This window comes from Prevotella sp. LMAG:51 (genome assembly GCF_008680225.1).
Lineage (GTDB): Bacteria > Bacteroidota > Bacteroidia > Bacteroidales > Bacteroidaceae > Prevotella > Prevotella pectinovora.
Genome location: NZ_NALQ01000009.1, coordinates 74,310 through 86,998, shown reverse-complemented (window position 1 = coordinate 86,998; position 12,689 = coordinate 74,310). Strand labels below are relative to the sequence as shown.

At 40.0% G+C, this 12,689-nt stretch carries 14 protein-coding genes and 1 pseudogene; 3 read left to right on the top strand and 12 right to left on the bottom strand.

Going from position 1 to position 12,689, the window contains the following annotated elements; all coding sequences use genetic code 11:
- Positions 1–19 precede the first annotated feature (19 nt).
- From CCC32_RS03525 to CCC32_RS03490, 8 genes are all read right to left on the bottom strand, one after another.
- The gene (locus CCC32_RS03525; protein WP_287072364.1) at positions 20–592 is read right to left on the bottom strand and encodes a metallophosphatase domain-containing protein; all 573 of its coding nucleotides are present in this window, start codon (positions 590–592) and stop codon (positions 20–22) included.
- Positions 593–1,528, bottom strand: coding sequence for a hypothetical protein (locus CCC32_RS03520; protein WP_044072216.1), 936 nt, complete (start codon positions 1,526–1,528; stop codon positions 593–595).
- A 39-nt stretch (positions 1,529–1,567) separates the two neighbouring features.
- On the bottom strand, positions 1,568–2,527 hold the full coding sequence (locus CCC32_RS03515; RefSeq protein WP_287072362.1) for a hypothetical protein: 960 nt from the start codon (positions 2,525–2,527) through the stop codon (positions 1,568–1,570).
- A gap of 10 nt (positions 2,528–2,537) precedes the next feature.
- The gene (locus CCC32_RS03510) at positions 2,538–3,797 is read right to left on the bottom strand and encodes an MBL fold metallo-hydrolase RNA specificity domain-containing protein (RefSeq protein ID WP_287072360.1); all 1,260 of its coding nucleotides are present in this window, start codon (positions 3,795–3,797) and stop codon (positions 2,538–2,540) included.
- Between the two features lie 15 nt (positions 3,798–3,812).
- A complete protein-coding gene (locus CCC32_RS03505) occupies positions 3,813–4,142 on the bottom strand; it encodes a hypothetical protein (protein WP_287072031.1) in 330 nt (109 codons plus the stop codon).
- A gap of 2 nt (positions 4,143–4,144) precedes the next feature.
- A complete protein-coding gene (locus tag CCC32_RS03500) occupies positions 4,145–4,999 on the bottom strand; it encodes a hypothetical protein (RefSeq protein WP_287072358.1) in 855 nt (284 codons plus the stop codon).
- A gap of 12 nt (positions 5,000–5,011) precedes the next feature.
- Positions 5,012–5,584: a sigma-70 family RNA polymerase sigma factor gene (locus CCC32_RS03495; RefSeq protein ID WP_287072028.1), complete on the bottom strand. Its 573-nt coding sequence runs from the start codon at positions 5,582–5,584 to the stop codon at positions 5,012–5,014.
- A 110-nt stretch (positions 5,585–5,694) separates the two neighbouring features.
- Positions 5,695–6,609 (bottom strand): helix-turn-helix transcriptional regulator, encoded by a 915-nt coding sequence (locus CCC32_RS03490; RefSeq protein WP_287072356.1) that lies wholly within the window; start codon positions 6,607–6,609, stop codon positions 5,695–5,697.
- Between the two features lie 156 nt (positions 6,610–6,765).
- Between CCC32_RS03490 and CCC32_RS03485 the strand changes: the two genes are divergently transcribed.
- Positions 6,766–7,266 carry a hypothetical protein gene (locus tag CCC32_RS03485; protein ID WP_287072354.1) on the top strand — a complete coding sequence of 167 codons (501 nt, stop codon included), beginning with the start codon at positions 6,766–6,768 and terminating at the stop codon, positions 7,264–7,266.
- A gap of 5 nt (positions 7,267–7,271) precedes the next feature.
- Complete coding sequence (locus CCC32_RS03480; RefSeq protein WP_287072352.1) at positions 7,272–7,850, top strand: hypothetical protein; 579 nt, start codon at positions 7,272–7,274, stop codon at positions 7,848–7,850.
- 247 nt (positions 7,851–8,097) lie between these two features.
- On the opposite strand, the pseudogene CCC32_RS03475 reads toward CCC32_RS03480, so the two are convergent.
- From CCC32_RS03475 to CCC32_RS03465, 3 genes and pseudogenes are all read right to left on the bottom strand, one after another.
- Positions 8,098–8,337, bottom strand: a pseudogene (locus CCC32_RS03475) (helix-turn-helix domain-containing protein); the annotation flags it as partial.
- A gap of 114 nt (positions 8,338–8,451) precedes the next feature.
- Positions 8,452–9,705 (bottom strand): hypothetical protein, encoded by a 1,254-nt coding sequence (locus CCC32_RS03470; protein ID WP_287072347.1) that lies wholly within the window; start codon positions 9,703–9,705, stop codon positions 8,452–8,454.
- A 22-nt stretch (positions 9,706–9,727) separates the two neighbouring features.
- Complete coding sequence (locus CCC32_RS03465; protein ID WP_287072345.1) at positions 9,728–10,726, bottom strand: Fic family protein; 999 nt, start codon at positions 10,724–10,726, stop codon at positions 9,728–9,730.
- Between the two features lie 598 nt (positions 10,727–11,324).
- On the opposite strand from CCC32_RS03465, the gene CCC32_RS03460 reads away from it, so the two are divergent.
- Complete coding sequence (locus tag CCC32_RS03460; protein WP_287072343.1) at positions 11,325–11,585, top strand: hypothetical protein; 261 nt, start codon at positions 11,325–11,327, stop codon at positions 11,583–11,585.
- Positions 11,586–11,848: 263 nt separating this feature from the next.
- On the opposite strand, the gene CCC32_RS03455 is transcribed toward CCC32_RS03460, so the two are convergent.
- A complete protein-coding gene (locus tag CCC32_RS03455; RefSeq protein WP_287072340.1) occupies positions 11,849–12,688 on the bottom strand; it encodes an HNH endonuclease signature motif containing protein in 840 nt (279 codons plus the stop codon).
- Position 12,689: the final 1 nt, after the last annotated feature.

Below are 12,689 nucleotides of genomic sequence, written 5' to 3'. Positions count from 1 at the left end.
TTAGTCACTTTCAATAATTTTACATGTCAAGAATGAACACTTTTGGTTTATTCCGTATATTGTAATTGTCATCTAACATTGCTGCATTTGAAAACACAATGCTATCATGCTTCTCTGTTCCAAAAGCATCATGGGCATGACCAAACAAATGATACCTTGGTTTAACATCTAGTACTCTGTTTCTCAAAGGTGCATTTCCCCAATGCGTACCTGATGATTCGTCGAGTATCATTACAGGTGGTTCATGCGTAACAAGTACGTCGGTATCGTTTGGAATGAACTTTTCTGAATGATTGTATGCCAATCCAAAGAAGCGAATACCCTCTATTTCACAACTTCTGTCTTGAAGGAAATGAACATTGTCGGGAAGGTCTTCTATACCTTCAGCATCCCATAGACACAAATCATGATTTCCGGTGACGAATATCTTGTGCTTGTAAGGCAATTCTATAAACCAATTCAAGAAGTCAAGAACCTCTTCCTCTGTGCCTTGTTCCGTGAAGTCGCCACAATGCACAATAACATCAGCAGTTGGCAGGTATGTTAGTTGCTGATGCTTAGTGTGAGTGTCGGATATTTGAAGAATCTTCATTTATTTTTCTATCACCTTATTTGAAGTGCCGTCGGAATATAGTATAATATTCACTCCTTTTTGTGGACTATTCAATTTTACTCCGTTCGCATCATAACGAGCGACTTCTCTTCTGTTAGCCAATGACTTATCTGTCTTTATCATCTGTATAGCATTTGCTTTGCTATCATACTCATAGACAAAATAATGATAGTAACCAGGCTCTACCTCCTTTGAAGACAATTCATATTCTACAGTACTATAGGTATCACAATCTTTAATAACGTTCTTTGGATACATATAGTATGCTGTCACAATTAAATATGTCTTATCTTTAACATCTATTGCTTGGCAATAACCACTACTTATGTAATATGGTGGATCTATTCTGCACAAAATATTACCATCCCAATCAACCAAATTGAATTCTGTTGTTAAGGCAGTATATTGATGACTTACTCGACTTAATTGTCCTGCTATACCTGTATAGCTATCACTAAAAGTCGAAACAGAGTGAGACCTAAGAAACTGTTGATTTACACCCCTTAGATAATATAAAGTTTTAGCCTCTCCATTATAGAATTTGTTATAATTGTCAGTCCAAATATTATAGGAATATTTTGCCGATTTGTTTGGATAGTCAGCTTTCTCCCAGGCAGTGGTAGTATATGTTTTTCTATTGCTGTCATATTGATAGCTTCTGGTCAAGTAATAATAACCAGTATTAAGTTCCTCTTGTCCTGCATTGTGAATTTCCAGCGTGGTCCATTTTTCGTCATACACATTGCTTATGCCGTTTCCATAGCCTAAGATTTTGGTCTGTCCATCAACTGATTGAAAATTGTAGAATGCTCTTTCTGTCTCAGGAACTATCGTCTTAAATACCTGATCAATGACTGACTGAGCATGTGCAATCGTGGTGCAAAAGAGAGCCAATAAAATTATTCTTATTTTCATTTTCGTTCTATATTAAAGTAGAATATTTCAAGCAACACGTTATAGATCATAGAGTTCACGCACTCGTTCATCCAAATTATAGTTTCTGAATACACCTTGATATGTTAGTATATTCTTTCCCACTTTAAATGTTTGTGGTTGTGATTCTATTTCTTCTAACGCATCTACAAGTTGCTTGTGTATGTCTTCATAATCTCCGAAGAAGTCATTCGGCTTGTATATGGCTGGACGGAAATCATATAATATTTCTCCAAGATAAATGAGTTCTCTCTCATCTTTGCAATTCTTCATTCCCAGGTAGTGTGATACCATTTGTTTGATACCTTGCCAATAACGAGCTGGTCGTTTGTTATTGGTCTGAACCAATGTTATTTCATCACTTCCAATGTTAATATCCAAATTTTCTATCTTGCCTTGCAGCTTAGAGTATATAGAATTATAATCATCAGTATATGAAAAAGATGCGTTTCCCCTTTGATTGACATACTCTGAGAATTTGGACTCTAAATATAATGAGACAGACTTACCTTCATATGTTCCAGTAAGCTTTACGTCAATATGGGATGAATAATTCCTGCCCCTTATATTCTTTCCGATGATGTTAGACACTTCAAATTCACTCGTTGTAAACTTGCATGTCTTGCCTTCAATTTCTACAGAAAGAGGATTCTCTTCACTGACATTGTAAAAACACAGTAAGGCAAGGAGTGAAGATGAGTGGAAAACGTTGAGTTCATTCCATTCCTGGCCTGCTCCATTTATAGCTTGGTTAAACTTTTCGTCAAAAGATTCATTGGTGATTCCAAAGACTTCCTTTATTGTCTGAAGCAAACACTTCTTGTATTCTTCTGTATTGGATGGTTTCATTCCAACTTCAAAACAAAAAGAGTTTTCCGAAACAGTGTTCCGAAAGGGTGTATTCACAATCCGACCTTCCTTTTTTAGTCTTTGAAACAGGTCGATCTTTTCAAAATAATTTGAATAGATGATATTTGCCATGTCTTAAATATTATAGTTCGGCATCTGCCTCTTTATGTATGCAGATAACTTCCTTTGGTTTAAATGTTTTAATTACTTTCTCGATTGTCTGGCGGTCGGCATGACCAGAGGTGTGTATGTCCATAACATTGTGGAACATGTCACGGAACTCTTTGTACTTAGGATTAGCCCTCACCTGCTCAGGATCCTTGTAGTAACCATCCCATGATGAGTAGATGAGAAGTGTTTCTTCCTGGGGCAGCTTGTCGAGCAATCCTTTTACACGTTCCATTTGCGATGTACCTACTACCATTGTCATACCAGTCTGCTTCAGTTTCTTCAGCAGTCGATCATTGTAGAACAATGGCTCGAATGAGAACAAACCTTTTGATGCTTTTGCTTCGCGCTCTGTGAAGTATGCCATCGTCTTCTTCATAAACAAAGACCAAATGCATAGTGGTTTGGCTGCATCAATAGAAGCTTGCTTAATAGCAGCCAGTCTTTCTATGTCAGTGGCAGATGCAAGGACAAAGACATACTTGAAGGCTTTCATCACATTCTGCATTTTGTACGATACAATATGCTCATGAATGCATTTGTCTTCACGCTTCAGCATTGTTCCTTCTGTAATGAGCACGTCAATGTCTGTTGCATATTTCTTCAGAGTAGGAATCAGTCCTTTGCCCATGTAGCCATGCTCGCGATAGTCGCCCATGTGCCAGATGCGCTTGCCGTCAGCTTCGATGAGGAACATGTGGGAGTCATAGATGCTGTGGCAGTTAAAGAAAGGTGTTACCTTGATGTCGCCAATACAGATGCTTTCGGAATCTTTGCGTGGTGAAGTACGCTGCCAAATCTCAATCTTGTTGAGCAACTTGCATTTGTTGTCAGCATATATGAGGTTGTTCATAGCATCGCTATACTCCTGAGAATCATATTCGTTTTCAAGGAGTTCATTGACTTTTAAGTCTGCGCCCTCGTAAAGAACATCGTACTTTATCTCCAGCAGTCCCTTGGTTCCTTCACTCATATACTGAGGAACATCTTCAGGAATGTATTCAAACAATCCAACATGATCCTCATGACCATGGGTGTAGAATACGGCTTCATGCTGCTTCTTGTTCTGAGCAAATATCTGCGTCACCAACACTTCGTCCTCTTCGGGAGTTGTTGGCTCACCATTACCTGGCAAGTTCTGGCCGAAGTCTATAAACACACGAGAAGTTTCTGTGGAAATCTCTGTGATGCAACCTCCAATCTGGTCAAGTCCTCTATGTACTTTTATATTCATGTTGCGAATTGTTATTTAGTCAGCTACTGTCTCAAACCACATGTCTTCTACCTCTTTTGTCCAAGGTTGCATGTGCTCCAGATACCATTTAGCCCTTTCTGCCGATAATGGGCATTCTGAATCTGGCACTTCGACAAATTCATGGCGGTCATCCATCGTGAAGATAAAACCGTTCTCCATTGGCCAGATTGTGAGCATAACCTCGTCTTTCAATGATTCTACGCACTCATCAGACAGGAACGAATAATAGATATTACCATTTTTGCGACGTTCTCTTTGCCCGTTTATGGCAGCTTCTCGCAATTCTTCGGGAAGTTCACCTATACATGTGGTTACTATGTTCATGCTTATAAATCAGTTTGTATGCTGAAGTTAATCTTCTCTCTATTCAGTATGTCAATGAGACGTTCACGGTGAATCTTTCTTCCAGTTGTTTCCTTTGTCCAGTTATCAAAGATAAGTAAATGAGGCTCAGGATTGATAGAAGAAGGGCGAATCTGTGGCACTGGCAATCCTAATTCTGCCTTCACATCATAGAGTTTTTGGTAGTAGGCAAGGAGTTCAACAGAATATTTTGTAATGAAATCCTTGTATCTGTTCATCTGATCAACAATTTCTGGCGATTCATCTGTCTTGTGAAGCATTCTACCATCAGCAATACGCTTTAACTCTACAAATGTAATTACTCCTTTGTCACAGCGAATAAGGTCAATTCTATTCTTATCTGTTGCATCATTGTAGGCAAACTCTGAATCAAGATGAAAATCCGACGACTGCGTTATCAATGTGCCCTGAATAAACTTTTCAGACCATTTTTCTTTATCAACAATGCCATTGATAGCATGTTTTTGAGAGTAGCATGTCTTTACTCTCTCTATGACTTTATCGCACACGAGGATTTCTGAATTTGTCTCTTTCGGTTCATCAATAATGCCACTACATTCAATATAAGCATTACGCTTTGATGGAGCTGGGAGGTTAAGGTATTTGTGATGAGTAAAGACCTGTAACTTCTTATGCTTGCTACAATAGTGTATGCGAGCAACGCTACCACCCTCAAAATACACGTTGACTTGATTGTCTTTGCGTATTTCGATGTACAGAGAAGAGTCGTTCTTGAATCTTGCCCACCAAGATGGATTTTTCTTCAATTCCTGAAATATCTTGGCTTCAGGTTTAAGTATGTCGAATGTTATTGCCATAACCTGGTAATTTTATTTATCCTTATGAGCATTGAGCTTTGCAATAGCCCTGTCTCTTAGTTGCTGAACTCGTGTAGTCGTAAGATTTAAGCTTTCTCCGATGTCATCAAGTGATTCTGGTGAATCGACAAGACCAAACCATCTAGTAAGTATCTCTTTATCACGCTCGTTTGATATTTTTGATACCAGTTCACGTTTCTCTTCCTTCGTGAGATCTGAAAAATTCATGTCGTTCTTTGAAGTTTCAAGGAATGCAAGGATGCTCGCCCTAATGAACCAAACCGCATAAGCAATGAATTTGAAACCTCTCTGTGGGTCAAACTTCTTTGAAGCAAGTTCAAGTCCTTTGTTTCCTACCTCAATTAGTTCCTCCATCGACTTCCCCCTGTCCTGGTACTGCTTTGCTACGCTTACTACGAAACGGAGATTGCAGTTATATAAATCCATTAGAGCTTCATCATCCCCTTGCTTGATTCGGTTTGCGAGTTCAACTTCTTGCTCCACTGTGAGCAAAGTTTGCTCGGTTGCCTCCTTAAGGAGTGACTCTACTGGCAGACTAACACGGTTTGTAATTTTCTTCTTCATTGTACTATCGGAATTATGTGTCTCTATTATATAATACGAATGAAAAAGGGTAAAATCTGGCGTTTTGGGGGTGTTGTGTGCGTAAACTCCGCAGAATACCATCGGATTTCTTACTCTTTTTTCATATATCTGTCAAGAGAAGCACTAATTTGGGACATTATCTCTTCACGATATTCCAATGGTTCCAACACCTCGACGTTTGGTCCCATTGCAAGTATCTTTGACTTCAATTCTGGAGTCAGACAGACTCTGTAGGTGAACTCAGCAAACTCTCCATAGCGTGACTTTACTTCGCTTTGTGACTTATGGAGTGGTAACATTCTCATGTATTCCATCTGTACACCATACACCCTTATCTTCAGATTAACGACAGGAAGCTCTTCATTCACATATATTCCCACAACATTGTCATAGTATTTTCTAGGGATGAAGTCCTTTGGAAATTCAAACTTGTTCGTCGTTGTATGAAGATCAAGAAACCTTTCCAATGCCAAATGCCTGATAGATTCCTTTTCTTTTATGTAGCCTAGTACATACCATCTTCTGTTGTAAACCTTCATTGAATAAGGTTGCATCGTAAGTGTTTCTCGTTGTCCCTCATAACGTTGATAGTCAATTATAAGCTCTGTATTAGTCCTCATAGACTCAACAACTGAGTCAAAGTAACCAGTGCCATGGGGTATCTCTTCCAACAAAATGCGGTCACGCATCATGTTAAATGTGGAGAAATCCTGTGGAACACTGTACTTACGCAATAAAAGTTGTGCATAAGGATTTTGGATCAGGACTTCTGGATTCTTTATATAATATATGTAACCTTTGGATTTATCACATTCTATGATAACTCCAAACATTTCTTCAATACCTTTACGATGTTCGTGGAAGGTGCGTATTGGTAAACCACCCATATAGGCATAAGGAGACCCCTCCCATATCTTAACAATATCCTCGAATGTGAGAGGATATTTTGAACGCTTTATAGTGTCAAGTAGCCAAATGTATCTGAGATAAGTTTTACTGATCATGATTCAAAAATTTCTGCAAATTTATCAAAATAACGGCAAAATCACGAAGAAATTGCGTTTGTTCTGCGGAAATTTTGCAGAGAAGGCGGTAAAATTACCGATTTTGAAGATTTTTAATCGTATTATGTAATAGTAACGTACAAAATCAAACAAAGTATGACAAAGAAAAAGAATCAGAAGAAGGCAGAGGCACATGCAAAGAAGAGTGCCGTTGAGACCCTCCGCTTTCAGGCACACTGGGGACTGAAACAACTCGGTCACGAAGATGACATGTTTAACCAGCTTATTGATGCAGAGGTGGACTTCATTGCAGAACTTGAACTTGCCCAGGAACTCTTGGCAATCAAATCGCTTGTTGATGGCGTTAAACAGTCTTTTGTGGTGACTCCAACACCAGAAAAAGGAGATTTCGTTAAAAGTCCTACTGCTGTTGCTCTTGGAATAGCACAGGTTGAAGACATCAATAAGATTGGCCTTCCTCTTACATGGAGCGAGATGATTGAACAAAAAATACTGACAATCTATTATCCAGAAGAATACCGGAACCAAATTGTCGATTGGGCAAAGACAAATGGCTATAACATATCAACATACCTCGGTCGCCCAATAGTAAAGTTCAGTAAGTTGTATATAATCATAGATAGAACACGCGCATGAAAAGAATGACAGAAGAAAAGGCTAAGCAAATGTTTGCCTTCATTGCTGATAAGTTTGATGCAAACAATCTTCCTCTCGATGATTCTTCAACATTTGAGTTGTTTCAACGAGCAGATACAGACGGCATCTTCATGATGGAATCCGAATGGGACAAGTACGACCTTCGACAAATTAAACCAAAGAATATGGATGAATTGACTGCAACAATCGCACTAAGCCATGGGTTGGCAGTTAATCCGTATATCTATACATACCTGAAGATTCAGAAGATACAACCATTTACATATCCAAGGTTCACAGAAATGGAGAGAGTAAAGGAAATCCTCAGTGATACACATGGAATGTTACTCTGGAAAGAACAGAAGGAAGAAATCCTTGCCTACATTGATTCACTTTCAGATGAAGAGAAAGAACGATATAGTTCGGCTATAAAGATTGTTCTACACGAGATAGAATTGCGCCAACATTCCCTTTCGAATAGAAAATTCTTTCGAAACAGAGCAATGATCTGTTACAAACTAGCATACATAAAGGCGCATATGACAGAAGATTTTGAAAGATTAAGAATGAAACTCTATAACTAATAGGAGGCTGTTCTTAGGAGACATCAGTCATCGTAAATCGCAACCCCGAATCAGGGTACTGGTTTGGAAACCTCATTGTTATTTCGACAATCTGGTTTTGAAACCACATTAGCGTTTCACGAATCTGGTAAAAACACAGGTGTGAAACACCACCCCGGCTTATGACAAAGGGCATAGCACGTCGCTATACCCTTGACCACTTTATTATGAGGCTGTGTTTCACGGCTCCATTCCAAGGTTTCGTGCGTCAAGCCACAAATTCCTTCTTGACTCTTTGAACAGTGCTGATTCCTTTTCCTGTGAGTTTTGCAACATCACGGATGGCATACCCCTTATTCAAGAGGTTGATAACCTCTCTATATTCTTCCCTCTTTTTATCCTGGGACTTGGTGGAACCTGTAGGTCTGCCGAGTTTACCGCCTTTCTCTACATACTGCTTTCTTTCTGAGTTCAGTCGAAATGAGATGTTATCACGTTCCAACTGAGCACAGGTAGAAAGGATTGCTATCATGACAGGGGCAAGCAAAGATGGCTTGTCCTCCTTGTCAAGATGCATAAAAGTTACGTCTCGCATCAGTTTCCATGGCATTTGCGAATTTTTCTACCCCCATCCTTGCTCCGCTATATACCCCTCCAAATCTTCATGAATTTTGATTAATCCACTATCGGGTAACTTCGCAGCAGCTTTTGTAATACTCAGGAAATCTCCATCTGGGTACCACTCTTTGAACAAATATACTGTAAATCGGGCAACATCTTCGAGTCTAAAATCAAGATAAATAGCTATGTTGCGAGTGTAGTGTGCAATATCCAGCGTCGTAAGAACATTGCCTGTTTTGTTTATCTTCTTCTTACGGCCATATTTTCTGGCAACCTCATTCTTGCATGGATTCACGATTATGCTTTGTTCTGACTTGTCGAACTTACCTCCAGTTTCGGCAAAGGTGCAAACCTTGTGCTGAATGAATGCGTATGATTCTGGGGAGAATCCGAATTGGGTGAGTTCCATCACAGCATATGTTGTTACGACTTTCACTCTTTCTGAGTTTTCGCGTAAGATTCTTTCACGTGATTCTTCTAACGCCTCTGTCGCCTTTTTGAACAAACTGAATCCATTACTGCGGAGTTCATCAATAGCTTTCTGTTTAAACTGCTCCAATTCTTCAGCCTGTCGAGCTTTAAGTTCTTCAATCTGAATGTTGTAGGAGCTTTGCGATTCAACGAGTCGAGTTTGAAGGTCTCCGATACTTTTCTCTTTCTCCGTAATGTATTGTGTCAATCTGACGATTTCATCCTCCGATTTTTTGTGGACATTCTCAAGATTTTGATAATCCTGCTCGTATCGGCTTTTACAGAATTCCAATTCCTTCTTTTTCTGGTTTATCTCACTTTGCAGATTATCCAGTTCTTCTTTCTGCTTCGTGCGGATCTCGTCCAGTTGAGCCTTCTGTTGCTTGTGGCATTCTACGATAACCTGTCGGCGTACTAACTCGTTATCTCTTTGTATGCGCAGCTCCGTCTCTTTATCATACTCTTTCCGAAATGCTGCAATTATTCGCTGATTATCCCTCTCTTTGTTTCTTCTCCTTAGTCTATCATATGGATAGTCAGCGGTGAAGATGCAAGATAGAACAGTCATAGTACATAATATGATGACTGCAATACAACCTGCAAAATCGCATACATAACTAAAGAACGAATATGGGTGTGCTCCTGCCTGGCTTGTCATGTACATGATAGCTACAAACACACCTAATGGGTAGAACAAATACCTTGCCCACCGTGACTTTGCAACGTCACACAAGAAACGCTTCAGTTCGTTTAAGTAGTCGTACCAAGTATTTCCTTGATTCATACGTTTATACGTGATTTGTGTTTTATACTGATGGGGTGATAATTAGCCTCCAAGAATTATCTTTCTCTGTACGAGTGATATATCCCTTCTCAGTAAGCAGTCGTAACTGCTTGTTTACTGCTGTAAGACTGATACCGGCTGCCTCTGCCAGTTGCGGAATGGTACTATTCGGCTGCTCATACATACGATTTAGTATTATACTGGTAGTAGCACTACGGAATTTCACGCGTTCGCCATCAAACCACCATACATTATCTCCACGCTCAGTCAAGAACTGTATGTCATATGACACCTCGTCAATAAAGAGGTTGGTAAAGTAAGTGAGAAACTGTTGAATGTCGCGCTTTGAGGCATGTGCGCCAAGTGAAGGTGCTGCACCGACAGTCAGGTCTGTACGATGCAACGCCTCTAAATACTCTTTTTTCTTACGGCTACGTACCACTATCATAGGGTAATCATGGCGAGTGAGGATGTAATTGACCATCAATCGGGCTATACGCCCGTTGCCGTCTTCAAATGGATGAATACGAATGTAGCGATAGTGGAATATCGCGGCAAGCTCTATTGGAGTGAACTTTCCCGATCTTTCTGCATCGTTGTACCAATCGATCAAATCGCTCATCAATGCAGGAGTCTCGTCAGGCGTTGCATACTCGAATCGGTCACCATAACGAGTAATGACGGAATTAGGACGAGTTTTGTATTGCCCGGCATGAATGACGTAGCTCGTCTGAACACCTCCAGGCAGTGTGCGATATACTGTGTAATCCTCACGCAGGAGGGTTTTATGTAATGTTCGTATAAAATGCTGCGTCAAAGGAGTCTCTTTAAGTAGAGCCTCCTCCTTCATCATTTTTAGACCAACATTGCTGGCAGTCATTTCGTGAACATCACGAACATCAGCCTCGCCAACAATCTTTCCGAACATGAGCAATATCTCTGTCTGTCCATAAGTCAGTGTATTACCCTCAATATGGTTGCTGTTGTAGTTGAAATCAATAGTGAATCGACGACTTAGCATCTCTCTGTCTCTATCAGACAAAGGCTGCAAAGCGTTCCACTCATTCATTACATCTTCTATACTTCTCATATATATGGTTTTTGTAACAAATTACATTAAAAGGTTTATGTCGTTAACCTTTACTGGGTGCAAAGTTACAAAATTTCCATCAAATAATAGCAATATAACACACAAAAAGGTGTATTCCAATAACCTTTTTTGGCATTATTCGTTATTCTTGTGCTATTTCATCCAGCATTTTTGTGGTACTTTGTTTTTGTGATGCAATGTATCGTGCGTGTGCGTATATATTACATATGAGTAATCTGACAAAACAAGATTTTCAAATTTGCTATCCATAGATAACAATAAACAAATCTATATACCTTCTGCTGAATATACTAATCGTCTTATTTTTTCCTATTTTTGTTTGCCTTCACTGCCCTTAATAGATTTCCAAAACGTTCACGCGTATTTGTAAGTCACTGATACACAATACTGTTTATATTTGAGGAGGTCAAATGAGACCAATAAGTAAAGACATAACAAAACACTATCAAATAGCGTGTAGCTCAATGAGTTACACGCTATTTGCATTTTATAGGCTCATGTTTTCTATGTGCTTATTCTGCCTTTTTTTAATGTTGGCTACTATGATGTAAAACGCTTTGATGATGGCGAGCTTACCATCCACGAACTTGTCAATGACGCATTCGATCCCGCAGAACAAGTCAATGCAAAACAGGCAGAACTCCTTGGCGCAGTCCTCATCGCAGCTATGGATGGCCCAGCTCAAGCTCGTGTAGGTACAGGAGGCGGTGGAAGTAATAGTCATTCTCCTTGGAATGACAAGGATAAAAGAAAGAACGTTAGGCGTTGATGGTATTGTAATAGCTTACGCGCGTGTGAGTATAAATAATGATGAGTGGTCCTTCCCGAATTGGGAATGACCACTCATTTAGCTGATGTCACCTTCGATATATTTTACAGCTGCTTCTTTTATATATTCAGATACATGGTGTCAACCCACGTCCTGAAGACCAATAGCGGTACGCCAAGCCGAGGCTCTCTCACGTTTATGTGGCTCTGCCACACGTTCGTAAGCTTCAACGTCAATATATTTATGTATTTCGTTCATGTTTGTTATATGTTCAAATGCTTATCTATCTTCACTTTCTCAATCAATCCATTAGGAAAGATAAACGCCAAATTCTTACTATCCCATGATGGATTTGCCTTGTGGATGATGCGGTGATATGAGGGCGAGAGGATGATGATATTCGAGGTGTCGTTGTTCATACTCTCAGTGAAGGGGATGATGTGATGGGCTTCTACCACCTGAGCGTTGTATTCATCGCCAACCTTCTCGCCTGTCATCTGGCAACGATAGTCGTAGAGAAGTTTTAGGGAATCTCCAATTGAGCGGTCAAGCAGTCTAACCTTCTGCAAGCGAGTAACTTGTTTGATACCAACGCTCTTATCTTCACGCGGTTCGAAGGTTTCAAAGTTGAGTTCCGACATCGTGCTCACTTCAGTCTTCACTTCTGCCTTGACTGTCGTTGTGATGCAATCAGCCACAAAGACTTCGGGTAAATCCGTAGTGCTAAGGGCAAGAAACTCCTGATGTTCCTTGGGTATACGGATGGTGAACTTTCGATTGATGTTTTTCGGTAGGTTCTTGATGCTTTCCACATAGTTCCAGGTCGAAGAGAATACCTCTCGCAATCGTTTCACTAATGCGCATCCTTCGCTGTACCTTATCTGTATTACGTCCGCATGTCCATCATACTTCGTGCGGTCAAAGTCTTGGTTCTTGAGTTGTGCATCATAGCCCACACCATCAATCAACACCTTTACGTTACGTGTCTCCCCATGCTGGGGCATACCCCCAGGCATCGCCTTCAGCAGGTGATGAAACTCCACCGGAATCTGGAATCCCTGACGCAGAGTGGAACGATCTATGAGTTTTTGGTAAAGAAACATA